The sequence below is a fragment of the Allobosea massiliensis genome, assembly GCF_042655245.1.
GTDB lineage: Bacteria > Pseudomonadota > Alphaproteobacteria > Rhizobiales > Beijerinckiaceae > Allobosea > Allobosea massiliensis.
The window spans coordinates 56,961-83,297 of record NZ_JBHSLU010000008.1; the positions used below are offsets into that span (position 1 = coordinate 56,961).

Sequence of the window (26,337 nt, forward strand, 5' to 3'; positions counted from 1 at the left end):
GATGTTCGGTTTCGGAATCCTCACCGGTCTTCTCGTCCTGCCGCTGGTCGGCGCGGCCTTCATCCTGGCGCAGCGTGGCGACCAGGCCTCGGTCGAGTCCAATGCGCGCTATGCCGCGCTCGCCGCCACGGTCGCGACCTTCGTCCTGGCCTGCGTCGCCTGGGCGAAGTTCGACCCCGCCAATCCCGGCTTCCAGATGGTCGAGACCCATGCCTGGGTCTCCGACGCCATCCAGTTCAAGCTCGGCGTCGACGGTTTCTCCTTCCCTTTCGTGGTGCTGACCGCCTTCCTGATGCCGTTCTGCATCCTGGCGTCCTGGCATGCGATCACGAAGCGGGTGCGCGAATACATGGTCGCGTTCCTGATCCTCGAGACGCTGATGATCGGCGTCTTCGTGGCGCTCGACCTCGTGCTGTTCTACCTCTTCTTCGAGGGCGGCCTGATCCCGATGTTCCTGATCATCGGCATCTGGGGCGGCAAGCGGCGCGTCTACGCCTCCTACAAGTTCTTCCTCTACACGCTGCTGGGCTCGGTGCTGCTGCTGCTGGCGCTGATGGCGATGTACTGGAACGCTGGCACCACCGACATCCCGACGCTGCTGGCGCACAAGTTCCCGGCCGGCATGCAGACCTGGCTCTGGCTGGCCTTCTTCGCCTCCTTCGCGGTGAAGATGCCGATGTGGCCGGTCCACACCTGGCTGCCCGACGCCCACGTGGAGGCGCCGACCGCCGGCTCCGTCGTGCTTGCCGCGATCATGCTGAAGATGGGCGGCTACGGCTTCATCCGCTTCTCCATCCCGATGTTCCCGGAGGCCTCGGCCTATTTCGCCTCCTTCGTCTTCGCGCTGTCGGTCATCGCCATCGTTTACACCTCGCTGGTGGCGCTGATGCAGGAGGACATCAAGAAGCTCATCGCCTACTCCTCGGTGGCGCATATGGGCTTCGTCACCATGGGCCTCTTCACCCTGACGCCGCAGGGCATCCAGGGCGCGATGTTCCAGATGGTCAGCCATGGCCTGGTCTCCGGCGCGCTCTTCCTCTGCGTCGGCGTGATCTATGACCGCATGCACACCCGCGAGATCGCGGCCTATGGTGGATTGGTGAACCGAATGCCGGTCTACGCCGTCATCTTCATGGTCTTCACCATGGCCAATGTCGGCCTCCCGGGCACGGCCGGCTTCGTCGGCGAGTTCCTGACGCTGATGGGCGCCTTCCGCGCCAACCCCTGGGTCGCCTTCATCGCCTGCTCGGGCGTCATCCTCTCGGCCGCCTATGCGCTCTGGCTTTATCGCCGCGTCGTCTTCGGCGAACTGGTCAAGCCCGAGCTGAAGGACATCGCCGATCTCGATCGCCGCGAGATGGCGATCCTGGTCCCGCTCGTCCTGCTGACCGTCTGGTACGGCATCCGCCCGGGCACGATCCTGGACGCCTTCGCCGCGCCGACCGAAGCGCTCATCAAGAATTATCAGGCCGCTCTCACCGCCGCGAAAACGGCGATGCTGGTCGTTCAGTAAGGTCTCGCAGGATGGCTCTGCCCGCTCTCGGCCCGGCACTCCCGGAAATCGTCCTCGCCATCGGCGCCATCGCGATGGTGCTGGTCGGCGCGATCCGCGGCGAGAAGGCGACGCGCCTGCTCGAGGGCGTGGCGCTGGCGCTGTTCGCGCTGACGCTCGTCCTGGTGCTGTCTGGCACGGGCCGGGCTCTGACGTTCAATGACGGCTTCATCGCCGACGGCTTCGCCCGCTTCTTCAAGGTGCTGACGCTGCTGGGCGCGGCGGCCGCGATCCTGCTCTCGGCCGACAGCCTGCGCCGCGATGGCTCGATGCGTTTCGAGTTCCCGATCCTGGTCGTGCTCGCCACCATCGGCATGATGATGATGATCTCGGCGAACGATCTCATCAGCCTCTATGTCGGCCTCGAACTGCAGTCGCTGGCGCTCTATGTCGTCGCCGCCTTCGACCGCGACAACGCCCGGTCGACGGAAGCGGGCCTGAAATACTTCGTCCTCGGCGCGCTCTCGTCGGGCATGCTGCTCTACGGGGCCTCGCTGGTCTATGGCTTCACGGGCACGGTGACCTATCCGGGCATCGCCGCGGCCGTGCAGCACGGCCATGCCGGCCTCGGTCTGATCTTCGGCATCGTCTTCATCGCCGCCGGCGTCGCCTTCAAGATCTCCGCCGTGCCCTTCCACATGTGGACGCCGGACGTCTATGAGGGCGCACCGACCCCGGTCGCCGCCTTCTTCGCCTCCGCACCCAAGATGGCGGCGATGGCGATGGTCGTGCGCATCTTCGTCGGCGCCTTCCCGGGCGCGCTGCATGAGTGGCAGCAGATCGTGATCTTCATCGCCATCGCCTCGATGGCGCTCGGCGCCTTTGCTGCGATCGGCCAGACCAACATCAAGCGCCTGCTCGCCTATTCCTCCATCGCCAATATGGGCTACGCGCTCGTCGGTCTCGCGGCCGGCACCGTCAGCGGCGTCCAGGGCGTGCTGGTCTATATGGCGATCTATCTGGCGACGACGCTGGCGGCTTTCGCCTGCGTGCTGCTGATGCGCCGCGACGGCAAGCCGGTCGAGGAGATCGGCGAGCTCGCCGGCCTGTCGCGGACCAATCCCTGGATGGCCTTCGCGCTGTCGATGATGATGTTCTCGTTCGCCGGCATCCCGCCGCTCGCCGGGTTCTGGGCGAAGTTCTACGTCTTCCTCGCCGCGATCGACGCCAAGCTCTACGTGCTCGCCGTGGTCGGCGTCGTCACCAGCGTGATCGGCGCCTATTACTATCTGCGCCTCGTCAAGGTGATCTATTTCGACGAGCCCAAGCCGGCCTTCGAGAAGGGCGACATCGGCGTTCGCGCGGTGCTGCTGATCTCGGCGCTCTTCGTGATGGCGCTGTCGCTGCTGCCGGCCCCGCTGCTGAACTCGGCCGGGGCTGCGGCGAAGTCGCTGTTTTGAGCTTGGCGCTTCCGGGAGCCCTCCTGAACCACCGCCGTCATCCCGGACAAGCGGCAAAGCCGCGCCGATCCGGGATCCATGCCGGAACCGTTCAGGCATGGATCCCGGGTCTCCGCTTCGCTGCGCCCGGGATGACGGCGAGGTGGCCGGATCTGTCATATGCTCGGTGAGGCCGCCCGCGCCGCCGGCTACCGGCTGATCATCCGCGACGAGGTCGGCTCGACCATGGAGGAGGCGCGGCGCGCGCTCCACCAGGGCGACCCCGGCCTGCTCTGGATCGTCGCCCGCAGCCAGAATGCCGGGCGCGGCCGCCATGGCCGGCACTGGACCTCGCCGCCGGGCAATCTCTACGCCAGCCTTCTTCTGGTGAACCCGTGCGAGCCGGCGCTCGCGCCGCAGCTCGGCTTCGTCGCGGGGCTGGCGTTGCACGATGCCGCCGCCCGCGTGACCGGGCTCGTGGCGCCGCGGCTGGCGCTGAAATGGCCGAACGATCTCCTGATCGACGGCGCCAAATGCTCGGGTCTGCTGCTCGAAGGCGAGAGCGGGGCAGGGCGCTTCGCCGTCATCGCGGGCCTCGGCATCAACATCGCGTCCTGCGCGCAAGGGACGCCCTATCCTGCGAGCTTCCTGCGCGCCCATGCGCCCGATGTCACGATCGAGGCGGTGCTGGAGGCGCTGGCGGAGGCCTGGGCACAGCGTTTCGCGATCTGGTGCCGGCCCGGCGGCTTCGGCCCCATCCGAGAGGCCTGGCTGGAGCGGGCGGCCTTCCTCGGCGAAACGATCACGATCCGGCCGCCCTCGGGCGCCGTCACCGGCGTCTTCGTCGGCCTCGACCCCGGCGGCCGGCTGCTGCTCGAGACGTCGACGGGGACACAAACCTTCGATGCCGGCGATCTGTTCTTCGGTGCCGCTGTTGTGGAGGATGCGCCCCGCTGACGGCGCCCCCCGCTTAGGCACATGGGCGACATGCCGCCGCTATGGAGCCCTGCGGCGCCGCGTGTTAGGGCTCCCCCATCCTCCCGGCGTCGCCGGCTGCCGACCAGTCAGGACTCTTCGTGACCCGCTCCAAAGACCAGCTCGTCTTCGTTCCCCTCGGTGGCCTCGGCGAGATCGGCATGAACGCCGCTCTCTACGGCTATGGGCCGGAGGGCAGGCGGAAATGGATTCTGGTCGATTGCGGCCTGTCCTTTGCGGGGCCCGAGGTTCCGGGCGTCGACATCGTCCTGCCGGACCTGCGCTACATCGTCGAGGAGCGGGCCAACCTCCTCGGCATCATCATCACCCATGCCCACGAGGACCATATCGGCGCGCTCGCAGCGCTGTGGCCCTCGCTGCGCGCCCCGGTCTACTGCACGCAATTCGCGGCCGGCCTCCTCGCCACGCGCCGCCTCTCGGAGCCCGGTGCGCCCAAGGTGCCGATGCATACCGTCGCGCAGGGCGGCCGGATCACGCTCGGCCCCTTCGACATCGAGTTCGTGCCGGTCGCGCATTCGATCCCCGAATCGAACGCGCTCGCCATCCGCACCCCCGTCGGCCTCGTCGTCCATACCGGCGACTGGAAGATCGACCCGACGCCCCAGGTCGGTCTGCCGACCGACGAGAAGCGCCTGCGCGAACTCGGCGAGGAGGGCGTGCTGGCGCTGGTCTGCGACTCGACCAATGTCATGCGCGACGGCACCTCGCCGAGCGAGGCGGATGTCGCGGCCAAGCTCAAGGAACTCGTCCATTCCGCGCCGGGCCGCGTGGCCGTCACCACCTTCGCCTCGAACGTCGCTCGTCTGCGGGCGGTGGCCGAGGCGGCGATGGCCGACCAGCGCGAGGTCGTCGTCGTCGGCCGCGCCATGGATCGCGTCATCGATGTCGCGCGCGAATGCGGCTATCTCGATGGCATCCCCGCCTTCCGCTCGGCCGACACCTATGGCTACCTGCCGCGCGACAAGGTCGTCTGCCTGCTCACCGGCAGCCAGGGCGAGCCGCGCGCCGCGCTCTCCCGCATCGCCTCCGACGACCATCCCGAGATCGCGCTCTCGCCCGGCGACCGGGTGATCTTCTCCTCGCGCACGATTCCCGGGAACGAGAAGGCGGTCGGCGCCATCCAGAACGCGCTCGCCCGCGACAACATCGAGATCATCACGGACCGCACCCATCTGGTCCATGTCTCCGGCCATCCGCGCCGCGAGGAGATGGCGCGCCTCTATGGCTGGCTGAAGCCGCAGATCGTGATCCCCGCCCATGGCGAGGATCTGCACCTGTCCGAGCATGCGATTTTCGCCCGCGGGCTCGGCGTGAAGACGGTGGTGCGCGCCGGCAATGGCGATGTCGTCGCGATCGCGCCCGAGGGCGCCGGCAAGATCGACGAGGTCACCCATGGCCGGCTCTACCAGGACGGCAACCTTCTGGTGAACGCACTCGAAAAGACGATTCCCGAGCGCCGCCGGCTGTCCTTCGTCGGCATGATCTCGGTCGCAGTGGCGATCGACGAGAAGGGCGGTCTCGCCGGCGATCCGGAGATCGCGGTGCTCGGCTTGCCGCCCTATACGCGCGACGGCACCGGCTTCGACGAATATGTCGCCGATGCGGTGTCCGAGCTGATCGACGGCATCCCCAAGGCGCGCCGGCGCGACCCCGAAGCGCTGCGCAACGCGCTCGAGCGCGGTCTGCGCAGTGCGGTCAACGAGGAGTGGGGCAAGAAGCCGCTGGTGCATGCGCTCGTGATCGAGGTTTAGGATCGGCCGGAACCAGCAGGGGAGCACCATGATCGGACGCCTCAACCACGTCGCCATCGCCGTGAAGGATCTCGCGGCCGCGACCGCGCTCTATCGCGACACGCTCGGCGCCCGCGTCTCGCAGCCGCTGCCGCAGCCGGAGCATGGCGTCACGGTCGTTTTCGTCGAACTGCCGAACACCAAGGTCGAGCTGCTCGAACCGCTCGGCGCCGAGTCCCCGATCGGCAAGTTCCTCGAGCGCAATGCCGATGGCGGCATCCACCACATCTGCTACGAGGTCGACGACATCCTCGCCGCGCGCGACCGGCTGAAGGCGCAGGGTGCGCGGGTGCTGGGCACGGGCGAGCCGCGCATCGGCGCGCACGGCAAGCCCGTCCTCTTCCTGCACCCGAAGGACTTCACCGGCACGCTGGTCGAACTCGAGCAGGCCTGAGGCGATGGACGCGTCCCCGATCAGCTTCTTCGGCCAGCCGGAGCCCGGTTCGCCGCGGCCCTTCAGCGCGGCGACACGTGCCGGCGGCCTCGTCTTCGTCTCCGGCCATTCCGCACCGCACGATCCCGCCCGCGGCATCCACCGTGGCGAGACGCAGGCAGACGAAGTGCGCAACGCGCTGGCCCATATCGCCGGGATCCTGACGGAGGCGGGCAGCTCGCTCGCACGCGTCGTGCAGATGACCATGCTGATCACCGATCCGGCGGACTATGCCGCCTGCAACGCCGAATATGTGAAGCACTTCCCGGGCGGACTGCCGGCGCGCCACACCGCCCGCTTCGGCGTCCCGACTCAGGCGCGCGTCGCCTTCTCCTGCATCGCGCTGGCGGGCGCCGAGGGAGTTGAGCGCCGATGACCTTCGCCAGCGCCTTTGCCGTCTATTTCGTGATCTGGTGGACCGTGCTCTTCGCGGTGCTGCCCTTCGGCATCCGCAGCCAGGTCGAGAGCGGAGAGGTCGTCGAGGGCACCGAGCCCGGCGCGCCGGCTCTGCCGGGCCTGATGCGGAAGGCCGTCATCACCACGCTGATCGCGGCGGTGGTCTTCCTCTTCGTCTGGTATGGCTGGGCGGCGCTCGACATCTGAGCCCCGGAGCGGAGCGGCGGCGCTGCCTTCGCCGGACAGCAGACAAAGAAAAAGGCAAGGCCGATGCCTTGCCTTCTCTAGTCTGTTTTTACCGCAGTAACGGCGCACATCTTCCTGAGTGCGACTCGTATACTTGGCGGGCGTTTGTCCTCCCGAGACCTGGTCCGCGGCGCTTCGATCAACAAAGCGTGTCCAGCAAGGGTTTGATAACCGATCGCCATACGCTTGTCATCACTTTAGGCAGGCGGAGCCTCAACTTTTTGCAAATTTATTCTGCGCTGCACTTGTGCGGTGCAACATCGTGCTAGAGGGCCCCGCAAGCGCCTTGTTCCGGCCAAAGGATGCCGTTACGACGCCCGCGTTGACAGACACGCCGGTGTCCGGCGGCCCAGGAGACGATCATGCTGCGCAACTCGCTTGCCACCCTCGCTTTTCTCGCCTCGCTCGGCCTCGCGGCGGCCCCCGTCGGCGCCCAGACGCCGGACCCCGCCAACACCCTGATCCTCGAGACCAAGGACGGGCCGGTGACGATCCGCCTGCGGCCCGATCTCGCGCCCAAGCATGTCGAGCAGATCAAGACGCTGACCAAGCGCGGCTTCTATGACGGCATCGTCTTCCACCGCGTCATCGACGGCTTCATGGCCCAGACCGGCGATCCGACGGGCACGGGCACCGGCGGCTCCGACCTGCCCAACATCAAGGCCGAGTTCACGCCCACCCCCTACAAGATCGGCTCGGTCGGCATGGCCCGCTCGCAGTCCCCCGATTCGGCGAATTCGCAGTTCTTCATCTGCTATGAGGGCTGCGGCTCGCTGACCGGCCAGTACACCCTCTTCGGCGAGGTCGTTTCGGGCATGGAGGCCGTCCGCAAGATCAAGAAGGGGGCTCCCGGCAGCGGCATGGTCAGCGGCCCCGACAAGATCATCCGCATGCGTCTCCAGTCGGACGCGAAGTAACCCGATGGCGGGCAGGGCGCAGCGCGCCGTCGGCGGTGCGCTCGCCCTCGCTCTGCTCGCGCTCGCGGCGGACGGGGCCGTTGCCCAGGGTACGACCGATCTCGGCCTGCCACCGGCATCGGGATCGCAGAACCCGGTCCTGCCGCCACCCTCCGGGTCGCAGAACCCGGTGCTGCCGCCCCCCTCGGGCCAGCGCTACCTTCCCGGCGTCGGTGGCCGCTTCGGCGGCGATGCCGACGGGCCGGGTGCCGCGATACGACCGGTCCCGTCGGCGCCACGTCCGGGCAGCGGCGAGATCGGTGTGGTCGGCACCGTCGAGCCGGCGATGAAGTCGCCCGACGGCGGCGCGCTCGACCGCCTCGCCGACATCGCCCCGGCACTGCGGCGCTGCTGGACTCCGCCCGCGATGGATGGTCCCGAAAGCGGTGCGATGGCGACGGTGCGCTTCAGCCTGCGCCGCGACGGCTCGCTCTTCGGGCAGCCGCGCGTGACCTGGCAGACGCAGAACACCGAGTCCGATCTGCGCCGTCGTTTCACCGACTCCGTCGTTGCGGCCGTTCGCAGCTGCACACCTATGAGGTTGTCGCCGCAGCTCGGAGCCGCTATCGCGGGGCGACCCTTGTCCATCCGCTTCCACGGCCGCGCGCCGTCTAATGAAAGGCCGATCTGATGTCGCTCGATCCCGAGAACACCCTCGTCATGGAAACCACCAAGGGCAAGGTGGTGATCAAGCTGCGCCCCGACCTCGCGCCCAAGCATGTCGAGCGCATCAAGCTGCTCGCGCGCGAGGGCTTCTATGACGGCATCGTCTTCCACCGCGTCATCGACGGCTTTATGGCCCAGGTCGGCTGCCCGCACGGCACCGGCACCGGCGGCTCGAAGCACCCGGACCTGGCGCAGGAGTTCAACGCCGAGCCGCATGTCCGCGGCATCTGCTCGATGGCCCGCGCCCAGAACCCGAACTCGGCCAACAGCCAGTTCTTTATCGTCTTCGAGGACGCCCGCTTCCTCGACAAGCAGTACACGGTCTGGGGTCAGGTCGTGGAAGGCATGGAGAATGTCGACAACATCAAGCGCGGCGAGCCCGTGCGCGACCCCGACTCCATCGTCTCGATGAAGGTGATGGCCGACGCGGCCTGACATCGCCGTGGATGTCGGGCTCTTCGACTTCGACCTGCCCGAAGACCGCATCGCGCTGAGGCCCGTCAGCCCGCGCGATGCGGCGCGGCTGCTCGTCGTCCGGCCCGATGCCCCGCAGCCCTTCGAGGATCGCGGCATCCGCGATCTCGTCCAGCTGCTGCAACCCGGTGACGCGCTCGTCCTGAACGACACGCGCGTCATCCCCTCGCGGCTCTATGGCCGCCGCCGACGGGGCGAAGCCTCCGCCCGCATCGAGATCATGCTGCACAAGCGCGAGGCGGCCGATCGCTGGCGCGCCTTCGCGCGACCGGCCAAGAAGCTGGCGCTCGGCGAGACCGTCACCTTCGGCGACGAATCCGAGAGCAGCGCCTGCGAGCTCGGCCGCCTTCAGGCCGAGATCGTCGCCAAGGCGGAGGGCGGAGAGGTCGAGCTGCGCTTCGCGCTTGCCGGTCCGCATCTCGACGAGGCCATCGCCCGCCTGGGTGAGTTGCCGCTGCCACCCTATATCGCGGGCAAGCGCGCGACCGATGCCGCCGATGCGCAGGACTACCAGACCATGCATGCCAGCAAGGACGGCGCCGTCGCGGCGCCGACGGCCGGACTGCACTTCACGCCCGAGCTCGTGGCCGCGCTGGAGGCGAGGGGTGTCACCCGTCATCTCGTCACGCTCCATGTCGGCGCCGGCACCTTCCTGCCGGTGAAGGCCGAGGATACTCAAGACCACCGCATGCACGCCGAATGGGGGACGATTGCCCCCGAGACGGCCGCAGCCCTCAATGCCGTGCGGGCGAGAGGCGGGCGCATCGTCGCCGTCGGCACCACCTCGCTGCGGTTGCTCGAAAGCGCGACCGGCGAAGACGGCGTCATCCAGCCGTTTTCGGGCGACACCGCGATCTTCATCACGCCGGGCTACCGTTTCCGCGCGGTCGATCTGCTGCTGACCAATTTCCACCTGCCGCGCTCGACGCTGTTCATGCTCGTTTCCGCCTTCTGCGGCCTCGACGTGATGAAACGGGCCTACGCCCATGCGATCGCGCAGAACTATCGCTTCTACTCCTACGGCGACGGCAGCCTGCTGCATCGGGCCCAGCCGGGCTCCCCCTAACTGCCAGCCTGATGACGAATGCGTCGTCGGACCCAGGAAAATCCTGTTCCGGCTCGCCATTGCCGGGTGGAAATGCTACCGGGCAGCACCACACAGGATATCTGACGGACCATGGCCGATATTTTCCGCGAGATTGACGAGGAAGTGCGCCGCGACAAGGCGGCGGAGCTCTGGAAGAAATATGGCTGGCTCGTCACGGGCCTGGCCGTTCTCGCGGTTGCGGCCGTGGCCGGCTGGCAGTTCTGGCTTTACCGCGAGCAGCAGGCCTCGCAGGTCGTCGGCGCCCGGCTCGAGGCGGCCCTCAAGGCCTCGCGCGACGGCAACGGGACCGAGGCCGAGACGATCCTCGGCGAACTCGCTGCGAACGCGCCGGCGGGGTACCGCCAGATCGCCCGCTTCCGCCTCGCGGCCGAGACGGCCAAGCGCGATGCTGCCGCCGGAGCGACTGCCTTCGACCAGATCGCGGCCGACGGTTCGCTGGGGCAGCTCTATCGTGATCTCGCCCGCTTGCGGGCCGGCATGCTGCGCGTCGATCTCGTGCCCTTTTCCGAACTGCGGACGGCTCTGGAGCCGCTGGCGACGCCGCAGGGGGCCTGGCGCCACTCGGCCCGCGAATTCCTCGGCATCGCCGCGCTCAAGGCCAATCTCTTCGAGGATGCCGGCCGCTGGTTCGATGCCATCGTCACCGACCCGCAATCCCCCGCCGTCCTGCGCCAGCGCACCGAACTCTACCTCGCTCTGGTGCGTGGCGGGCCGGTCGAGACGAAGAACTGACGATCGCGGGCAAGTCGCCAAAAACGAGACTCGACGCCGTCATCCCGGGCGACCGCTGGTCGACCCGGGATCCATGCCTGAGCCTGCCCGTGCTGCGTTCCGGCATGGATCCCGGATCGGCGCCGCTTCGCGGCTTGTCCGGGATGACGGCGTAACGGAATATGCAATCAGAATGACCGCCACTGTCGCCATCATCGGCCGTCCCAATGTCGGCAAGTCGACGCTGTTCAACCGGCTCGTCGGCAAGAAGCTCGCTCTGGTCGATGACCGGCCGGGCGTGACGCGCGACCGCCGTGAGGGCGACGCCGCGCTCGGCCATCTGCGCTTCACCATCATCGACACGGCGGGGCTGGAAGAGGCCGATCCCGGCTCTCTCGCCGGCCGCATGCGCGCCCAGACCGAGGTGGCGATCGCCCAGGCCGATGTCATCCTGTTCATGATCGACGCCAGGCTCGGCCTGACGCCGATGGACCAGCCCTTCGCCGACCTCGTCCGCAAATCCGGGAAGCCCGTCATCCTGCTGGCCAACAAGGCGGAGGGGAAGAAAGGCCTGGACGGCATTTTCGAAGCCTATTCGCTCGGCCTCGGCGATCCCGTGCCCTTCTCGGCCGAACATGGCGAGGGCACCTCCGACCTGCTCGAGGCGCTGGCGCCTTTTGTCGATGTCGAGCCCGAGGAAGACGAGCCCTTCGACGAGAGCTATGGCGACAAGCGCTGGGTCGATGCCCCCGCCGCCGCGCCGGAGGGCGAGGAGGAGGGCGCCTATGACGACCCGAGCAAACCGCTCCGGGTCACCATCATCGGCCGCCCCAACGCCGGCAAGTCGACGCTGGTCAACCGCATGATCGGCGAGGACCGGCTGCTCGTCGGCCCCGAGGCCGGCATCACCCGCGACACGATCTCGGTCGACTATGAATGGCGCGGCCGCCCGGTGAAGCTGTTCGACACGGCGGGCATGCGCAAGCGCGCCCGCATCGAGGAAAAACTCGAGAAGATGTCGGTGCAGGATTCGCTGCGTGCGATCCGCTTCGCCGAGGTCGTCGTGGTGCTCCTCGACGCCACCATCCCCTTCGAAAAGCAGGACCTGACGCTGGTCGACCTGACCGAGCGCGAAGGCCGCTGCGTCGTCATTGGCCTCAACAAATGGGACCTGGTGGCCGACAAGAACGGCCTCCTCGCCGAGCTGAAGGAGAAGGCGAGCCATCTCCTGGCGCAGGTGCGCGGCGTGCCGATCATCCCGCTCTCGGGCCTGGCCGGCGAAGGCATCGACCGGCTGATGCAGGCCGTCTTCACCGCTTATGAGGTCTGGAACCGCCGCATCTCGACGGCCAGGATCAACCGCTGGCTCGAAGGCGTGCTCTCGGCCCATCCGCCTCCGGCCGTGGCGGGGCGGCGCATCAAGATCCGCTACATGACGCAGGCCAAGGCGCGCCCGCCGACCTTTGCACTGTTCGGCAACCAGCTCGACCATCTGCCGGTGTCCTACACCCGCTATCTGGTCAACAATCTGCGCGAGGCCTTCGATCTGCCGGGCACGCCGATCCGCCTGCACACCCGCGGCGGCGACAACCCCTACGACAGGAACAAGCGCGCCGGGTGACGATCCCGCGTGTCATTCTCGGGCGAAGACCCGAGAATCTGCGGCAAGAGACGCTCGGGTCTTCGCCAGAGCATGACGCGTGAACCTCAGCCCGGCATCTGCGGGCTGAGCACCTTGCCCTGCGGGAAGTCGAAGATCTTGCCACTCTCGGCCCAGTTCGGCGAGGCGATGGCGACCAGATGCGGCGCCAGCTCCTCCGGCGTCTTCAGCGTCAGCGGGTCTTCGCCCGGCATCGCCTCAGCCCGCATGCGCGTGCGCAGCGGCCCCGGATTGACCAGCATCACCTTGAGCGGCGTCGTCGCCGTCTCGGCGGCATAGGTGCGCCCCATCGCCTCGACGGCCGCCTTGGAGATCGAATAGGGGCCCCAATAGGCGAGGCATTTGTGGGCTGCGCCCGAGGACATCAGGATGACGCGTCCGGAATCGGAGGCCTGCAGCGCGGGCTCGACCGACTTCAGCAGCCGCCAGTTCGCCGTGACATTGGTGTCGAACACCTTGGCCCACTCCTTGGGCGAGGCATGGGTCAGCGGCGAGAGCGGGCCGAGGATACCGGCATTGGCCAGGAGGATGTCGAGCTTGCCCCAGCGCTGCAGCAGGGCCGGGCCGAGCTTCTCGACCGCCGGAGCGTCGCCGAGATCGAGCGGGACCAGCGTGGCGCTGCCGCCTTCGGCCCGGATCTCGTCGTCCAGTTCCTCGAGCGCACCGCTGGTCCGCGCCAGTGCGACGACATGGGCGCCGGCTTTGGCGAAGGCGAGCGCCGCCGCCCGACCGATCCCGCGCGAGGCGCCGGTGACGAGCGCGACGCGCCCGGAAAGAGGTTGGGTCATTCCTGGTCCCCCGTGCCCACATCCGCAGCCCTCATCCTGAGGAGCGCCGAAGGCGCGTCTCGAAGGATGTCCTAATGGGGCTCCGGAGAAATCTGGATCATCCTTCGAGACGCCGCGTTCCGCGGCTCCTCAGGATGAGGGCTGCGGAGAGACCGGCCTCTCGATCAGCCAGCCTCGGCCAGCAGCGAGATCTGCTGCTTGGCGCTCTCGCCGATCACGTCGGTCAGCGAGGTCGGATAATCGCCGGTGAAGCAGTGATCGGTGAATTGCGGCCGGATCGGATCGCGCCGCTCATGGCCCATGGCGCGATAGAGCCCGTCCACCGAGATGAAGGCCAGCGAATCGGCGCCGACGAATTCGCGCATCTGCTCGAGCGAATGCGTCGCCGCCAGCAGTTTCTCGCGATCGGGCGTGTCGATGCCGTAATAGTCGGGATGCGTGATCGGCGGCGAGGAGATGCGGAAATGCACCTCGCGCGCCCCGGCCTCGCGCATCATCTTCACGATCTTGAACGAGGTCGTTCCTCGCACGATCGAGTCGTCGACGAGCACGATGCTCTTGCCCTCGACCACCGAGCGGTTGGCCGAATGCTTCAGCTTGACGCCGAGCTCGCGCACCTTCTGCGTCGGCTCGATGAAGGTCCGGCCGACATAGTGGTTGCGGATGATGCCGAGCTCGAAGGGAATGCCGCTCGCCTGCGCATAGCCCAGCGCCGCCGGAACGCCGGAATCCGGCACGGGCACGATCACGTCGGCCTTTGCCGGAGATTCCAGCGCCAGCTGCGCGCCCATCGCCTTGCGGCGCTCATAGATGCTGCGCCCCTTCACGATCGAATCGGGGCGGGCGAAATAGATGTATTCGAAGATGCAGGGCCGCTCGGGCACCGCCGGGAAGGGCTTGTGGCTCTCGATGCCGCTCTCCGAGATGACGACCACCTCGCCATTCTCGATCTCGCGGATGAAGCGTGCGCCGATGATGTCGAGCGCGCAGGTCTCCGAGGTCAGGATGGGGGCGCCGTCGAGTTCGCCCAGCACCAGCGGGCGGATGCCGAGCGGATCGCGCGCGCCGATCAGCTTCTTGTTGGTGATGCCGACGAAGGCATAGGCGCCCTCGATCTGGCGGATCGCCTCGACGAAACGGTCGATGAAGCGCGGCTTGCGGGAGCGCGCCACGAGATGCAACAGCACCTCGGTGTCGGAGGTCGACTGATAGATCGCGCCGTCGCGGACGAGGTTGCGGCGCAGCGTCAGGCCGTTGGTCAGGTTGCCGTTATGAGCGACCGCGAAGCCGCCGCCATGCAGCTCGGCGAAGAGCGGCTGGACGTTGCGCAGGATGGTTTCGCCGGTGGTCGAGTAGCGGACATGGCCGACGGCCTGCGACCCCTTCAGCTTGTCGATCACGGCCGCTTCCGAGAATGCATCGCCGACGAGGCCGAGGCGGCGCTCGGAATGGAAACGCCCACCATCGAAGGTGACGATGCCCGCCGCCTCCTGGCCGCGATGCTGGAGCGCGTGCAGGCCGAGCGCGGTCAGCGCCGCCGCATCGGCATGCCCGAAGATGCCGAAGACGCCGCATTCCTCGCGCAGCCGGTCGGCATAGGGATCGAAGGCGGCCTCGTTTGCCGAAGCCTTCATCGAGGATTCTGCGACCATGTCTGGGCTCCTGGCGGCGGGACGAGGGGCTTCTAGGCGCGAATTAAGGGCGAGTTGGGGCAGGGGCGGCGCGCGTGCCGTCGATGGCCCGCTGCAGGGCCTGGCGGTCGGTCGCGCTCGGGGCATCTGTGCGGCGCTGCGGGTCCGCGCCGGGGGTGGCGGGCTGGCGCGGCTCTTCGGCCGGGGCTTCCGTCGGCTCCGGGCCGGATTTCGGCTTCAGCAGCGTCTTCAGGAAGTCGGCGTTGACGTCCTGCGGCAGCATGGTGATCAGCGAGCGCCCCGTTTCCTCGAGCATGGGCTTGGCCTTGGCGTCGCGCGCCCAGGGCGGCATCTTGTCGGCGCCGACCAGCGCCGCGAAGAACAGGTAGCCGATCACGGCCAGGAGCAGCCCGCGCCCCGCGCCGAAGACGAAGCCGAGCGTGCGGTCGAGCGCGCCGATGCGCGAATCGAGCACGAAATCCGAGATCCGCGCCGTCACCAGCGACACCACGATCAGCGTCACCAGGAACAGCGAGGCGATCGCCGCGATCAGCGCGATCGTGTCGTTCGGGATGTACTGCTTCATGATCGGCAGCAGCTGCGGATGGAAGATCCAGGCGACGGCGGCCGCCGCGGCCCAGGACGCGATGGCGAGCACCTCGCGCGTCAGCCCGCGCACCGCCGCCAGCAAAGCCGAGATCAGAATCACGCCGATGACGACGAGATCGAGAATGGTCACAGGCATGGATGAGCCGCTTCGTTATGGTCTCGGAATGGCCTGCAACAGATGGGCTGGCCGCATCGCGTTTGCTATACGCGCTCGCGCCCGCGGCGTCACTATTGTGACGGGCTCATTTCACATCCCGGCGAGGCGCGCGCGCGGCGATATCGGCAACGAGTTCCGTGACATGGCCGAAGCGTCGTAGCGCAAGACCGCCGCCGTCGCCGGCATCGGCGCCGCCCGCCGGCATCAGCGCCGCCTCGAAGCCGAGCTTGGAGGCCTCTCGCAGCCGCGCCGCCGCGACCGAAACGGGCCTGATCGCCCCCGACAGGGCGATTTCGCCGAAATAGACCGATTCGGGCGGCAGGATCGCGCCCGTCAGCGAGGAGACGAGAGCCGCCGCCACCGCCAGATCGGCGGCCGGCTCGTTCACGCGCAAACCGCCAGCGACGTTGAGATAGACGTCATGCTGCCCCAGCCGCAGCCCGCCATGCGTCTCGAGCACGGCCAGCACCATCGACAGGCGGCTGTTCTCCCAGCCGACCACGGCGCGCCGCGGCGTGCCGAGCGAGGTCGGCGCGACCAGCGCCTGGATCTCGACCAGCACCGGCCGCGTGCCCTCGATGCCGGCGAAGACCGCCGCGCCCGGTGCGGCCTGGTCGCGCCCGGCCAGGAACAGCGCGGACGGGTTGGAGACTTCGGACAGGCCCTTGCCGGTCATCTCGAAGACGCCGATCTCGTCGGTGGCGCCGAAGCGGTTCTTCTGCCCGCGCAGGATGCGGAAGGCGTGCGCGCCTTCGCCCTCGAAGGACAGCACGGCGTCGACCATGTGCTCGACGACGCGAGGCCCGGCGATCTGCCCGTCCTTGGTGACGTGGCCGACCAGAATCATGCAGGCGCCGCTGGTCTTGGCATGGCGGATCAGCGCCTGGGCCGAGCCGCGCACCTGCGTCACGGTGCCCGGCGCGCTCTCGACCTCGCCGGACCACATGGTCTGGATCGAATCGATCACGACGAGGGCTGGCCGCAGCCCCTGACCGAGCGTCGCGACGATGTCCTCGACATTGGTTTCGGCCGCGAGTTCGACCGGCGCCTCCGACAGCCCCATGCGCTCGGCGCGTAGCCGCACCTGCCCGGTCGATTCCTCGCCCGAGACGTAGACGACGCGACGGCCCGCCGAGGCGAGCGCCGCGCAGGCCTGCATCAGCAGCGTCGACTTGCCGATGCCGGGGTCACCGCCGATCAGCAGCACGGAGCCCGGCACGAAGCCGCCGCCCGTGACGCGATCGAGTTCACCGATGCCGGAGACGATGCGCGGTGCATCCTGCGTCTCGCCCTTCAGCCCTTCCAGCGCGAAGACGCGTCCGCGCGCCCGGCCGGACGAGGCCCCGCGCGCGCCGGGCACCGGGGCCGCCTGCGCCTCCTCGGACAGAGACGACCAGGTGCCGCAGGCGTCGCACTTGCCCTGCCAGCGGTGATAGACCGCGCCGCAGGCCTGGCAGATATAGGTGGGGCCGCGCTTGGCCATCGCTAACCTGTCATTCCGGGGCTTCGCTTCAGCGAAGAACCCGGAATCCACGACCGGCTGTGCGCTTCCCACCGGGGTCGACAAAGGTCGAGGCCCGTCACGGGTTCCGGGTTCACGGCTGCGCCGTGCCCTGGAAGGACACCGGAGCCGCTCACCTCAAACCCCGACATAGCGCCGCGCATGGCGCCGGCCGAGGCTGGTCAGGATCTCGTAGCCGATCGTCTTGGCCCCCGCGCCGACCGTCTCCAGATCGAGCGCGCCGCCGATCAGCGTCACCGGCTCGCCGCGCCGCGCGGCGTTCTCCGGCGCCTCGGTGACGTCGAGGATGATCAGGTCCATCGAGACCGAGCCGACGAAGGGGCAGGGGACGCCTCCCACGAGCGCGGTTCCGCCGGGCACCGTATCGGTGCCGCTGGCGTTGCGCGGATAGCCGTCGGCATAGCCGAGGCAGATGGTGGCGAGGCGGCTGCGGCGCTTCGCGGTCCAGCGGCCATTATAGCCGACCTGCGTCCCTGCCTCGACGTCGCGCAGCTGGATGATGCGCGACTGCAGCGAGACGACCGCCTGCATCGGGTTGGGCTGGCCGGGCGTCGGGTTGCCGCCATAGAGCGCATAGCCCGGGCGGGTCAGCTGGTAGGCCGGGCAGCCTTTCAGGAAATGCCCCGACGAATTCATCAGCGAGGCCGGCAGCTCCGGGAACGCCGCGGCGATCCCGGCAAAGGCCGCGATCTGGCGCGCATTGGCCGGATCGCCCTCGTCCTCGGAAGCGGCGAAATGGGTCATCAGCAGGCCGACACCCGCCGCATCGACGAGCTCGGACCCGTCTCCGGCGAGCGACAGCGCCTCGTCCGGCGCCAGCCCCAGCCGGTTCATGCCTGAGTCGACATGCAGCGCCGCCGGCCTGACCGCGCCACTGCCCTGCCGGAAGGCGGCCCATTCCTGCAATTCCGCGACGGAGCCCAGGACCGGTGACAGGTCGTGGCGGGCGAAGGCGGCGCTTTGACCGGGCAGGAGGCCGTTGAGGACGTAGATCGTCGCCTCGGCGGCGACGGCACGCGCGCGGACGGCCTCCGAGAGATGCGCGACGAAGAAGCTGCGGCAGCCGGCGCGCGACAGCGCCGTCACGGCGGGCTCGATGCCGATGCCATAGGCGTCGGCCTTGACCACCGCGCCGGCCTCCGTGCCGGCGCGGGCGCCGAGCGCGCGCCAGTTGGCGACGAGCGCCCCGAGATCCAGGGTGAGGAGCGTGCCGCGGGTCTCGGCCTCGGGCGTATCGAAAGGGCTCATTCGCGGTCAGGCAGCCTCAGTTCGTCGGCCCGGTCGGAGAAGCGCGTCACATCGGCGTCGAACTGCAGCGCGATCGTCCCGGTCGGGCCGTGGCGCTGCTTGCCGATGATCAGCTCGGCCACGCCATGCGCGGCCTCCATCTCGATCTGCCACTTGTTGTGTTCCTCGGTGCCGGGACGCGGCTCCTTGCCCTTGAGGTAGTACTCCTCGCGGTAGACGAACATGACCACGTCGGCGTCCTGCTCGATCGAGCCGGACTCGCGCAGGTCGGAGAGCTGGGGGCGCTTGTCGTCGCGGCTTTCGACCTGTCGCGAGAGCTGGGACAGCGCGATGATCGGCACCGACAGCTCTTTCGCGAGCGCCTTCAGGCTGGTCGTGATCTCGGTCAGCTCCTGCACGCGGTTCTGGCCGTTCTTGGCCGAGCCCGACAGCAGCTGGAGATAGTCGATGAACAGGACGTCGAGGCCCTTTTGGCGCTTCAGCCGGCGCGCCCGGGCGACGAGCTGGGCGATCGAGATGCCGCCGGTCTGGTCGATATAGAGCGGCAGCTTCTCGATCTGCGCCGCGACGTCGGTCAGCCGCGCGAACTCGGCCTCGGTGATGCGGCCCTGCCGGATCTTGTAGGAGGAGATGCCCGACTGCTCGGCGACGATACGCGTCGCCAGCTGGTCGGCCGACATTTCGAGCGAGAAGAAGGCGACGATGCCGCCATCGACCGTCTTGATCGTGCCGTCTGTCTGGCGCTCGCCGCGCCAGGCCTTGGCGATGTTGAAGGCGATGTTGGTCGCCAGCGACGTCTTGCCCATGGCGGGGCGGCCGGCGAGCACGATCAGGTCGGAGGGCTGCAGCCCGCCCATGCGCTGGTCGAGATCGCGGAGGCCGGACGAGATGCCCGAGAGGCCGCCGGCGCGCTGATAGGCATTCGCGGCCATGTCGATGGCGGTGTAGAGCGCCGCGTCGAACTTCTGGAAGCCGCCCTCGTAGCGGCCCTTTTCCGCCAGCTCGTAGAGCTTGCGCTCGGCCTCCTCGATCTGCTCGCGCGGCGCCATGTCGACGGGCGCGTCATAGGCGACATTGACCAGATCCTCGCCGACGCCGATCAGCTGCCGCCGGATCGCCAACTCATAGATGGTGCGGCCATAGTCGCCGGCATTGATGACGGTCGTCGCCTCCGCGGCCAATCGCGCCAGATACTGCGAGGCGGTCAAGCCGCCCAGATCCATCTCGCCGACGAAGGTTTTCAGCGTGATCGGCGTGGCGATCTTGCCGGCGCGGATCAGGCTCGCGGTCAGCTCGAAGATGCGCTGGTGGATCGGCTCGAAGAAATGGTCCGGCAGCAGGAAATCGGAGACGCGGTAGAAAGCGTCGTTGTTGACCAGGATCGCGCCCAGCAACGCCTGCTCCGCCTCGATGTTGTGCGGCTGGACGCGGTATTCGGCCTCGCGGGTTTCGAGGCGGGTGACGAGGGCGGTTGCTGTGGCCATGAGGGCGCGAATGTCTCGGGTCTGCGGCTATCCGACTCTGCGCTTACTCTACCACTCTGACGGATCATGCCAGCAGCGATTGGACGATCCACGCCTTTGCACAGGCTGCAACGAAAAAGGGCGCCGCGTTGCCGCGGCGCCCTTGACTTGACGAAGCGAGCGATCGGCTCAGCGGTCGTCCTCGCCGGCTTCCGCCAGCGCCGCACCGACCTCGAGGCCGAGATCGTCGAGGTCGAACTCCTCGCGGGCCGTGACGTTCTCGCCGCGGACCTGGCGCTCGGCTTCCTCGGCCGAACGGGCGACGTTCACGGTGACGGTGACCGAGACTTCCGGATGCAGGACGACCGGGACGGTGTGCAGGCCGAGCGTCTTGATCGGCGCGTTCAGCGTGATCTGGCTGCGCGAAACGTGGAAGCCCTCGGCGGTCAGCGCCTCGGCGATGTCGCGGGTCGAGACCGAGCCGTAGAGCACGCCCGACTCGCCCGACTGGCGCAGCATCACGACGCTCAGACCGTCCAGGCTCTCGGCGACCGACTCGGCTTCCGACTTCAGCTCGAGATTGCGGGTCTCGAGCTCGATCTTCTGGCTCTCGAAGCGCTTCTTGTTCTCCTCGGTCGCGCGCAGAGCCTTGCCGCGGGCGAGCAGGTAGTTGCGGCCGAAGCCGTCGCGGACGCGCACGACGTCGCCCATCTGGCCGAGCTTGGCGACGCGTTCGAGCAGGATCACTTCCATGGTGTTGTCTCCTTTGAGAGCGGTTCGAAATTGAAGATCAGGCCTGGGGAGGCGGGGGAGGCATCGCGGCCCGCTTGCGCAGCCCGAGAAGGGTGTCGATCATGCCGGCGAGCGCCAGCAGCGGCGTCAGCACGGCCTGCATCACGATCAGCGCGACATAGACGCTGATCAGCATCGGCGTGCGCCAGGTCTGGCCGCGCGAAAGGTCGTGCAGCATCGCGAGGCCGGAGAACATGAAGGCGGCGAGCAGCGCGCCGACCAGCGAGGCGCCGGCGAGGCCGACGAACCCGTCGAGCATGGCGGTGACCAGACCCACCGCCAGAAGCGGCAGCGCCGTGCGCGGCAGCGTCGTCGAGGGAATAAATGGCCAGGGCCGCGGCAGACGGCCGGAGAACTGCACCGTCTTGGCGGCCAGCCAGAGATTGGCGGTGATGGTGGTGACGATCGAGGCGGCGATGCCGAGCGGCACGGCGCGCACCAGCAGCGGCGTGATATCGGCCGAGAGATCGGCGGCGGTCTTCCCCTGCGGCAAGGTCAGCATCTTGCTGCGCACCATCTCCGCCAGGAGATTATCGACGATCCGCGCGATGACGGCGCGGTAGGTTTCGTAATCGGTTGTCATCACCAGGGCGCTGGCGACGCTGGCGAGCGTCGCCGTGCCGGCGATCCAGACCATCAGGTGCCCGAGCGGGTACCATTCGACGGCACCGCTCTCGTCGGAGCGCGCCAGCAGCGCCAGATAGGCGATCCACCAGGCCGGCAGTGCGATGATGCAGGCGAAGGCGAAGCCGGCCGGGAGGCTCAGGCCTAGCGTCACGGCGAGCGCGCCCGCGGCGGAGGCATAGAGCCCGGCGCGGTGGTTCCAACCGAGCGCGGCGATGAAGATCGGAAGCGGGGCGGCCGAATACAGCAGCACGGCCAGCGGCGATCCGGTGATCACCACTGAAAAGAGCAGGGCCGCTACGAGGCCCGCGCCGATGCCGACGGCCGGAATCATTCTCTGTCCTGCTGTCCCGCTGCTCCCGGGCCTATCGGCCGGGCAGGGTGAGAGGCTTTTCGCCTCAACGAACCCGGTGGGGTTTCACCACAGGGCGACTGGTCGGGTGGTCGAAACCGGCGGCGATCGCTCGCCGCCGGTCGATCTTGGAGCCCCCAAAGCGGGAGGCGAAAGCGATCTCAGCGGATCACGTAGGGCAGCAGGCCCAGGAAGCGGGCGCGCTTGATCGCCTGGGCGAGCTCGCGCTGCTTCTTGGCGGAGACCGCCGTGATGCGCGACGGCACGATCTTGCCGCGCTCGGAGATGTAGCGCGAGAGCAGGCGCACATCCTTGTAGTCGATCTTCGGAGCGCCCTCGCCCGAGAAGGGGCAGGACTTGCGGCGACGGAAGAAGGGGCGACGGGCGCCGGCGGATGCAGTCGACATGGCTCAGGCCTCCGCGCCGGTCGTTTCGGGAGCAGCTTCGTCGTCGCGACGCGGACGGTCACGACGCGGGCCGCGGTCGAAGCGGTCGCCGCCGCCGGGACGGTCGAAGCGGTCGCCGCGATCACCACGATCGTCGCGGTCGCGCTTCTGGAGCATGGCCGACTGGCCTTCCTCAAGCTCCTCGACGCGCACGGTGAGGAAGCGCAGGACGTCCTCGTTAATGCGCATCTGGCGCTCCATCTCCGCGACCGCCGCGGCGGGAGCGTCGATGTTCAGCAGCGAGTAATGCGCCTTGCGGTTCTTCTTGATGCGGTAGCCGAGGGACTTCACGCCCCAGTACTCGACCTTGGGGACCGAGCCGCCATTCGCCTCGATGATGCCCTTGAACGTCTCGACAAGGGCCTCGACCTGCTGCGCGCTGACGTCTTGCCGCGCGAGCAGGACATGCTCGTACAATGCCATGATTGGCCTTCCTTTTTTCACCCTGCTTCGCCCGGCGCGGAGCCCTCCGAGCCCTGGATAAGGCCCGACAGGATTTCATCGAAGGCGGAGACACGGGATGACGGCGCCCGGGGGAGCCTGCAGCGCAACAGCCGGTAGCCGGCCAAAGCGCTGCCATCCGTTCAGCCTCCGGCCGAACAAGCAGGAGGCGGTCGTTACAGGTTGCAGCCCGTCGATGCAACCGAAATCGGCTTTTGGCCGCGGACGACCCGGCCGATCGGGCGGCTTCGGCCTTGACTTGCACTCCAAGGCAGTGTGACAGCGCCGTGAACTGGCTCAAATCGTTTGAAAATCCGAGGCCTTCCGCATGACGACCGCGTTCATCTTCCCCGGCCAGGGCTCCCAGGCCGTCGGCATGGGCAAGACCTTGGCCGATGCCTTCCCCGTCGCCCGTGCCGTGTTCGACGAGGTCGATGCCGCCCTGTCACAGAAGCTGTCGGCCCTGATGTGGGAGGGACCCGCGGAGGAACTCACGCTGACGGCGAATGCGCAGCCGGCGCTGATGGCCGTGAGCCTGGCGGTGGTGCGGGTCCTCGAGGCCGAGGCTGGCCACGATCTGAAACGTGACGCCGCCTTCGTCGCGGGGCATTCCCTGGGTGAGTACTCGGCGCTGGCCGCCGCCGGCACCTTCGGCATCGGTGATGCCGCGCGCCTGCTGCGCATCCGCGGCGATGCGATGCAGAAGGCCGTGCCGGCCGGGCAGGGGGCAATGGCCGCCCTGCTGGGAGCGGATCTCGACCTGGCGCGCGCCATCGCTGCCGATGCGGCTGAGGGCGAAGTCTGCGAGGCCGCCAACGACAACGGCGGCGGGCAGGTCGTGCTCTCCGGCGCGAAGGCCGCGATCGACCGGGCGATCGCGCTAGCCGGCGAGCGCGGTGTCCGTCGCGCCATGCTGCTGCCGGTTTCGGCGCCCTTCCATTGCTCCCTAATGCAGCCCGCCGCGGAGGCGATGCGCGCGGCGCTGGCCGATGTCGCGATGCAGGCGCCGGTCGTTCCCGTCATGGCCAATGTCGGTGCCGCGCCGCTGTCGGATGTGGCGGCGATCCGCGATTCGCTGGTGGCGCAGGTCACCGGCACGGTGCGCTGGCGCGAATGCGTCGAGGCGATGGCGGCCGCGGGCGTCGACCGTTTCGTCGAACTCGGCAGCGGCAAGGTGCTGGCCGGTCTGGTGAAGCGCATCGCGCCGACTGCGACGCCGCTCTCGGTGGGAACCGCCGAGGACGTGTCCGCTTACAAGCCCTGAATGGGCAACAGAGAACGGCAGAACGCCGAAAGGGAGAGACGATGCTGGATCTGACGGGCAAGAAGGCGCTGGTGACCGGCGCCACCGGGGGGCTGGGCGGGGCCATCGCGCGCGTTCTTCATGCGCAGGGCGCCAGCGTCGCGCTGTCGGGCACGCGCGCCGAGGCGCTGGAAGCGCTCGCCGCAGAACTGGGCGAGCGAGCGGTCGTCGCGCCTTGCAACCTGGCTGACAAGGACTCGGTCGAGGCCCTCGTGCCGGCAGCCGAGGAGAAGCTCGGTGGGCTCGACATCCTCGTCAACAATGCCGGCGTCACCAAGGACAACCTCTTCCTGCGCCTCAAGGACGAGGACTGGGACAGCGTCATCGCCATCAACCTGACGGCGGCCTTCCGCCTCTCGCGCGCGGCGGTGAAGTCGATGATGCGCCGCCGTTATGGCCGCATCATCTCGATCGGCTCGGTCGTCGGCACCACCGGCAATCCGGGGCAGGGCAACTACGCCGCCTCGAAGGCCGGGCTGATCGGCATGTCCAAGGCGCTCGCCGCCGAGGTCGCCAGCCGCAACATCACCGTCAACGTCGTTGCGCCGGGCTTCATCGAGTCACCGATGACCCAGGCTCTGAACGACAAGCAGCGCGAGGGCATCCTCTCCGACGTGCCGATGGGTCGCCTGGGGACGGGCGCCGATGTGGCGGCGGCAGTGGCCTATCTCGCCAGTGCGGAAGCCGGCTACGTGACGGGGCAGACGCTTCATGTCAACGGCGGAATGACAATGATCTGAAAGACTTGTCGGGTTTTCTGGAAGAGTTCGATCCGTGGTTTCGCGCTCTCGCCAGCCAAGATCGGCTGTGTTAACTAGCGCCGTCGGGCCGCTGCGCACGATCCGGGGGACTTGACGGGAACCCGGTTGTTGCGTTTGTGCAGGCTTCGAGTTCCGGCCCGGCCGCACCGAGTTCCGGTGCGTCGGGGGTCAGGAGTGACGGTCCCTCTCTGCGGCGCGGTTCGGTGCTGCATGTTCAATCTTTAAGGATAAATCCCATGAGCGATGTCGCCGAGCGCGTGAAGAAGATCGTGGTCGAGCATCTCGGCGTCGAGCCTGAGAAGGTCGTGGATGGCGCGAACTTCATCGAGGACCTCGGGGCGGACAGCCTCGACACGGTCGAACTCGTCATGGCCTTCGAGGAAGAGTTCGGCGTCGAGATTCCGGACGATGCGGCCGAGACGATCGTCACCGTCGGCGATGCCGTGAAGTTCCTGTCGAAGTCGGCCTGATCGACTTCAAGGTCGGTCGCTGCAGAAAGAGCCATGGTTTCACGTAGTCTTCCGATGCGACGCGTGGTCGTGACCGGTCTGGGCATGGTGACGCCGCTCGGCTGCGGCGTCGAGGCGACTTGGTCTCGCCTTCTCGCCGGCGCCAGCGGCGCCGGCCCCATCACCAGCTTCGACTGCAGCGATCTGCCGGCGCGGATTGCCTGCAACATCATTCGCGGCGACGGCACCGACGGCACCTTCAATCCCGATGAGTGGATGGAGCCGAAGGAGCAGCGCAAGGTCGACGATTTCATCGTCTTCGCCATGGCCGCTGCCAAGCAGGCGCTGGCCGATGCAAATTGGCAGCCCGAAAGCTACGAAGACCAGATCGCCACCGGCGTCGCGATCGGTTCCGGCATCGGCGGTCTCGGCGGCATCTACGAGGCGTCGATCCTGCTCAAGGAGCGCGGTCCCCGCCGGCTGTCCCCCTTCTTCATTCCCGGCCGCCTGAGCAATCTTGCCGCCGGCTACGTCTCGATCGAGCACGGGCTGAAAGGCCCCAACCACGCCGTCGTGACGGCCTGCTCGACCGGCGCCCATTCGATCGGCGACGCCTCGCGAATGATTGCGCTCGGCGATGCCAAGGTCATGGTCGCGGGCGGCACCGAATCGGCGATCAACCGGCTCGGCATCGCCGGCTTCTGCGCCTGCCGCGCGCTGTCCACCGGCTTCAACGAGACGCCGGAAAAAGCGTCGCGGCCCTATGACCGCGACCGCGACGGCTTCGTCATGGGCGAGGGCGCGGGCATTGTCGTGCTCGAAGAGCTCGAGCATGCGCTGGAGCGCGGTGCGCGGATCTATGCCGAGGTCATCGGCTACGGCATGTCGGGCGACGCCTATCACATCACCTCTCCGGCCGAGGACGGCGACGGCGCCTATCGTTGCATGAGTGCCGCGCTCGAGCGCGCCGGGATCGCGGCGTCCGACCTCGACTACATCAACGCCCACGGCACCTCGACGCCGCTGGGCGACGAGATCGAACTGCGCGCCGCCGAGCGCCTCCTCGCCAACGCGCCGAAGAAGCCGGCGATGTCCTCGACCAAATCGTCGACGGGCCATCTGCTCGGTGCCGCCGGCTCGGTGGAGGCGATCTTCTCGATCCTCGCCATCCGGGACCAGATCGTCCCGCCGACGATCAATCTCGACAATCCCTCCGTCGAGACCGATCTCGATCTCGTGCCCCATGTCGCGAAGCCGCGGGCGATCGACCATGTGCTGTCGAACTCGTTCGGGTTCGGCGGCACCAATGCTTCGCTGGTGATGCGGCGCTACACCGGCGACGCCTGATCGCTGCCGAAGCGCGCTTTCGCCATAATCTGCGCTA

27 protein-coding genes are annotated in these 26,337 nt (G+C 68.1%); 17 read left to right on the top strand and 10 right to left on the bottom strand.

Going from position 1 to position 26,337, the window contains the following annotated elements; translation table 11 throughout:
* The first annotated feature begins 1 nt into the window (after position 1).
* The 13 genes from ACFPN9_RS05530 to der all read left to right on the top strand — a co-directional run bounded on the left by ACFPN9_RS05530 (position 2) and on the right by der (position 12,328).
* On the top strand, positions 2–1,513 hold the full coding sequence (locus tag ACFPN9_RS05530; protein WP_066716586.1) for an NADH-quinone oxidoreductase subunit M: 1,512 nt from the start codon (positions 2–4) through the stop codon (positions 1,511–1,513).
* 11 nt (positions 1,514–1,524) lie between these two features.
* A complete protein-coding gene (gene nuoN / locus ACFPN9_RS05535) occupies positions 1,525–2,952 on the top strand; it encodes an NADH-quinone oxidoreductase subunit NuoN (protein ID WP_377815848.1) in 1,428 nt (475 codons plus the stop codon).
* Positions 2,953–3,111: 159 nt separating this feature from the next.
* Positions 3,112–3,888, top strand: coding sequence for a biotin--[acetyl-CoA-carboxylase] ligase (locus ACFPN9_RS05540; protein ID WP_066716357.1), 777 nt, complete (start codon positions 3,112–3,114; stop codon positions 3,886–3,888).
* Positions 3,889–4,007: 119 nt separating this feature from the next.
* On the top strand, positions 4,008–5,678 hold the full coding sequence (locus tag ACFPN9_RS05545; RefSeq protein WP_066716354.1) for a ribonuclease J: 1,671 nt from the start codon (positions 4,008–4,010) through the stop codon (positions 5,676–5,678).
* Positions 5,679–5,706: 28 nt separating this feature from the next.
* Positions 5,707–6,111: a methylmalonyl-CoA epimerase gene (mce, locus tag ACFPN9_RS05550; RefSeq protein WP_377815851.1), complete on the top strand. Its 405-nt coding sequence runs from the start codon at positions 5,707–5,709 to the stop codon at positions 6,109–6,111.
* Positions 6,112–6,115: 4 nt separating this feature from the next.
* On the top strand, positions 6,116–6,526 hold the full coding sequence (locus ACFPN9_RS05555) for a RidA family protein (RefSeq protein WP_066716350.1): 411 nt from the start codon (positions 6,116–6,118) through the stop codon (positions 6,524–6,526).
* Positions 6,523–6,753 carry a DUF1467 family protein gene (locus ACFPN9_RS05560; RefSeq protein WP_066716349.1) on the top strand — a complete coding sequence of 77 codons (231 nt, stop codon included), beginning with the start codon at positions 6,523–6,525 and terminating at the stop codon, positions 6,751–6,753. Before ACFPN9_RS05555 ends, ACFPN9_RS05560 begins: the two co-directional genes overlap by 4 nt.
* A 401-nt stretch (positions 6,754–7,154) precedes the next feature.
* The gene (locus ACFPN9_RS05565) at positions 7,155–7,709 is read left to right on the top strand and encodes a peptidylprolyl isomerase (protein ID WP_066716346.1); all 555 of its coding nucleotides are present in this window, start codon (positions 7,155–7,157) and stop codon (positions 7,707–7,709) included.
* Between the two features lie 4 nt (positions 7,710–7,713).
* A complete protein-coding gene (locus tag ACFPN9_RS05570) occupies positions 7,714–8,379 on the top strand; it encodes a hypothetical protein (RefSeq protein WP_066716344.1) in 666 nt (221 codons plus the stop codon).
* Positions 8,379–8,849: a peptidylprolyl isomerase gene (locus ACFPN9_RS05575; protein ID WP_066716341.1), complete on the top strand. Its 471-nt coding sequence runs from the start codon at positions 8,379–8,381 to the stop codon at positions 8,847–8,849. Before ACFPN9_RS05570 ends, ACFPN9_RS05575 begins: the two co-directional genes overlap by 1 nt.
* A 7-nt stretch (positions 8,850–8,856) precedes the next feature.
* Positions 8,857–9,954, top strand: coding sequence for a tRNA preQ1(34) S-adenosylmethionine ribosyltransferase-isomerase QueA (queA, locus tag ACFPN9_RS05580; protein WP_066716339.1), 1,098 nt, complete (start codon positions 8,857–8,859; stop codon positions 9,952–9,954).
* 111 nt (positions 9,955–10,065) lie between these two features.
* Positions 10,066–10,728, top strand: coding sequence for a tetratricopeptide repeat protein (locus ACFPN9_RS05585; RefSeq protein ID WP_066716336.1), 663 nt, complete (start codon positions 10,066–10,068; stop codon positions 10,726–10,728).
* Positions 10,729–10,900: 172 nt separating this feature from the next.
* Positions 10,901–12,328: a ribosome biogenesis GTPase Der gene (der, locus tag ACFPN9_RS05590; protein ID WP_377815857.1), complete on the top strand. Its 1,428-nt coding sequence runs from the start codon at positions 10,901–10,903 to the stop codon at positions 12,326–12,328.
* Positions 12,329–12,414: 86 nt separating this feature from the next.
* Here the strand turns inward: der and ACFPN9_RS05595 are convergent, their stop codons facing one another.
* The 10 genes from ACFPN9_RS05595 to rpsF all read right to left on the bottom strand — a co-directional run bounded on the left by ACFPN9_RS05595 (position 12,415) and on the right by rpsF (position 22,422).
* On the bottom strand, positions 12,415–13,155 hold the full coding sequence (locus tag ACFPN9_RS05595) for an SDR family NAD(P)-dependent oxidoreductase (RefSeq protein ID WP_066716330.1): 741 nt from the start codon (positions 13,153–13,155) through the stop codon (positions 12,415–12,417).
* A gap of 164 nt (positions 13,156–13,319) precedes the next feature.
* Positions 13,320–14,807: an amidophosphoribosyltransferase gene (gene purF / locus ACFPN9_RS05600; RefSeq protein WP_067254953.1), complete on the bottom strand. Its 1,488-nt coding sequence runs from the start codon at positions 14,805–14,807 to the stop codon at positions 13,320–13,322.
* A gap of 43 nt (positions 14,808–14,850) precedes the next feature.
* A complete protein-coding gene (locus ACFPN9_RS05605; protein WP_066724860.1) occupies positions 14,851–15,531 on the bottom strand; it encodes a CvpA family protein in 681 nt (226 codons plus the stop codon).
* Between the two features lie 106 nt (positions 15,532–15,637).
* The gene (gene radA / locus ACFPN9_RS05610) at positions 15,638–17,035 is read right to left on the bottom strand and encodes a DNA repair protein RadA (protein ID WP_066724861.1); all 1,398 of its coding nucleotides are present in this window, start codon (positions 17,033–17,035) and stop codon (positions 15,638–15,640) included.
* 156 nt (positions 17,036–17,191) lie between these two features.
* On the bottom strand, positions 17,192–18,322 hold the full coding sequence (gene alr, locus ACFPN9_RS05615) for an alanine racemase (protein WP_082735417.1): 1,131 nt from the start codon (positions 18,320–18,322) through the stop codon (positions 17,192–17,194).
* Positions 18,319–19,806 carry a replicative DNA helicase gene (locus ACFPN9_RS05620; RefSeq protein ID WP_066724863.1) on the bottom strand — a complete coding sequence of 496 codons (1,488 nt, stop codon included), beginning with the start codon at positions 19,804–19,806 and terminating at the stop codon, positions 18,319–18,321. Before ACFPN9_RS05620 ends, alr begins: the two co-directional genes overlap by 4 nt.
* Positions 19,807–19,974: 168 nt before the next feature.
* Positions 19,975–20,538 (bottom strand): 50S ribosomal protein L9, encoded by a 564-nt coding sequence (gene rplI, locus ACFPN9_RS05625; RefSeq protein ID WP_066724865.1) that lies wholly within the window; start codon positions 20,536–20,538, stop codon positions 19,975–19,977.
* 37 nt (positions 20,539–20,575) lie between these two features.
* Complete coding sequence (locus ACFPN9_RS05630; protein WP_066724867.1) at positions 20,576–21,535, bottom strand: DUF2232 domain-containing protein; 960 nt, start codon at positions 21,533–21,535, stop codon at positions 20,576–20,578.
* A gap of 179 nt (positions 21,536–21,714) precedes the next feature.
* Positions 21,715–21,960: a 30S ribosomal protein S18 gene (gene rpsR, locus ACFPN9_RS05635; protein ID WP_038367644.1), complete on the bottom strand. Its 246-nt coding sequence runs from the start codon at positions 21,958–21,960 to the stop codon at positions 21,715–21,717.
* A 3-nt stretch (positions 21,961–21,963) separates the two neighbouring features.
* Positions 21,964–22,422: a 30S ribosomal protein S6 gene (gene rpsF, locus ACFPN9_RS05640; protein WP_067990871.1), complete on the bottom strand. Its 459-nt coding sequence runs from the start codon at positions 22,420–22,422 to the stop codon at positions 21,964–21,966.
* A 346-nt stretch (positions 22,423–22,768) separates the two neighbouring features.
* Between rpsF and fabD the strand changes: the two genes are divergently transcribed.
* From fabD to fabF, 4 genes are all read left to right on the top strand, one after another.
* A complete protein-coding gene (gene fabD, locus ACFPN9_RS05645; protein WP_066724871.1) occupies positions 22,769–23,704 on the top strand; it encodes an ACP S-malonyltransferase in 936 nt (311 codons plus the stop codon).
* A 41-nt stretch (positions 23,705–23,745) separates the two neighbouring features.
* On the top strand, positions 23,746–24,483 hold the full coding sequence (gene fabG, locus ACFPN9_RS05650; protein WP_066724874.1) for a 3-oxoacyl-[acyl-carrier-protein] reductase: 738 nt from the start codon (positions 23,746–23,748) through the stop codon (positions 24,481–24,483).
* A gap of 257 nt (positions 24,484–24,740) precedes the next feature.
* Positions 24,741–24,974: an acyl carrier protein gene (locus tag ACFPN9_RS05655; protein ID WP_056713189.1), complete on the top strand. Its 234-nt coding sequence runs from the start codon at positions 24,741–24,743 to the stop codon at positions 24,972–24,974.
* 54 nt (positions 24,975–25,028) lie between these two features.
* Positions 25,029–26,300, top strand: a complete 1,272-nt coding sequence (gene fabF, locus ACFPN9_RS05660) for a beta-ketoacyl-ACP synthase II (RefSeq protein ID WP_066724875.1) — start codon at positions 25,029–25,031, stop codon at positions 26,298–26,300.
* Positions 26,301–26,337 lie beyond the last annotated feature (37 nt).

Coding starts and splice junctions, on each gene's coding strand:
- ACFPN9_RS05530 (WP_066716586.1), top strand. CDS start 2: ATGTTCGGTTTCGGAATCCTCACCGGTCTTCTCGTCCTGCCGCTGGTC.
- nuoN (WP_377815848.1), top strand. CDS start 1,525: ATGGCTCTGCCCGCTCTCGGCCCGGCACTCCCGGAAATCGTCCTCGCC.
- ACFPN9_RS05540 (WP_066716357.1), top strand. CDS start 3,112: ATGCTCGGTGAGGCCGCCCGCGCCGCCGGCTACCGGCTGATCATCCGC.
- mce (WP_377815851.1), top strand. CDS start 5,707: ATGATCGGACGCCTCAACCACGTCGCCATCGCCGTGAAGGATCTCGCG.
- ACFPN9_RS05555 (WP_066716350.1), top strand. CDS start 6,116: ATGGACGCGTCCCCGATCAGCTTCTTCGGCCAGCCGGAGCCCGGTTCG.
- ACFPN9_RS05560 (WP_066716349.1), top strand. CDS start 6,523: ATGACCTTCGCCAGCGCCTTTGCCGTCTATTTCGTGATCTGGTGGACC.
- ACFPN9_RS05565 (WP_066716346.1), top strand. CDS start 7,155: ATGCTGCGCAACTCGCTTGCCACCCTCGCTTTTCTCGCCTCGCTCGGC.
- ACFPN9_RS05570 (WP_066716344.1), top strand. CDS start 7,714: ATGGCGGGCAGGGCGCAGCGCGCCGTCGGCGGTGCGCTCGCCCTCGCT.
- ACFPN9_RS05575 (WP_066716341.1), top strand. CDS start 8,379: ATGTCGCTCGATCCCGAGAACACCCTCGTCATGGAAACCACCAAGGGC.
- ACFPN9_RS05585 (WP_066716336.1), top strand. CDS start 10,066: ATGGCCGATATTTTCCGCGAGATTGACGAGGAAGTGCGCCGCGACAAG.
- der (WP_377815857.1), top strand. CDS start 10,901: ATGACCGCCACTGTCGCCATCATCGGCCGTCCCAATGTCGGCAAGTCG.
- ACFPN9_RS05595 (WP_066716330.1), bottom strand. CDS start 13,155: ATGACCCAACCTCTTTCCGGGCGCGTCGCGCTCGTCACCGGCGCCTCG.
- purF (WP_067254953.1), bottom strand. CDS start 14,807: ATGGTCGCAGAATCCTCGATGAAGGCTTCGGCAAACGAGGCCGCCTTC.
- ACFPN9_RS05605 (WP_066724860.1), bottom strand. CDS start 15,531: ATGCCTGTGACCATTCTCGATCTCGTCGTCATCGGCGTGATTCTGATC.
- radA (WP_066724861.1), bottom strand. CDS start 17,035: ATGGCCAAGCGCGGCCCCACCTATATCTGCCAGGCCTGCGGCGCGGTC.
- alr (WP_082735417.1), bottom strand. CDS start 18,322: ATGAGCCCTTTCGATACGCCCGAGGCCGAGACCCGCGGCACGCTCCTC.
- ACFPN9_RS05620 (WP_066724863.1), bottom strand. CDS start 19,806: ATGGCCACAGCAACCGCCCTCGTCACCCGCCTCGAAACCCGCGAGGCC.
- rplI (WP_066724865.1), bottom strand. CDS start 20,538: ATGGAAGTGATCCTGCTCGAACGCGTCGCCAAGCTCGGCCAGATGGGC.
- ACFPN9_RS05630 (WP_066724867.1), bottom strand. CDS start 21,535: ATGATTCCGGCCGTCGGCATCGGCGCGGGCCTCGTAGCGGCCCTGCTC.
- rpsR (WP_038367644.1), bottom strand. CDS start 21,960: ATGTCGACTGCATCCGCCGGCGCCCGTCGCCCCTTCTTCCGTCGCCGC.
- rpsF (WP_067990871.1), bottom strand. CDS start 22,422: ATGGCATTGTACGAGCATGTCCTGCTCGCGCGGCAAGACGTCAGCGCG.
- fabD (WP_066724871.1), top strand. CDS start 22,769: ATGACGACCGCGTTCATCTTCCCCGGCCAGGGCTCCCAGGCCGTCGGC.
- fabG (WP_066724874.1), top strand. CDS start 23,746: ATGCTGGATCTGACGGGCAAGAAGGCGCTGGTGACCGGCGCCACCGGG.
- ACFPN9_RS05655 (WP_056713189.1), top strand. CDS start 24,741: ATGAGCGATGTCGCCGAGCGCGTGAAGAAGATCGTGGTCGAGCATCTC.
- fabF (WP_066724875.1), top strand. CDS start 25,029: ATGCGACGCGTGGTCGTGACCGGTCTGGGCATGGTGACGCCGCTCGGC.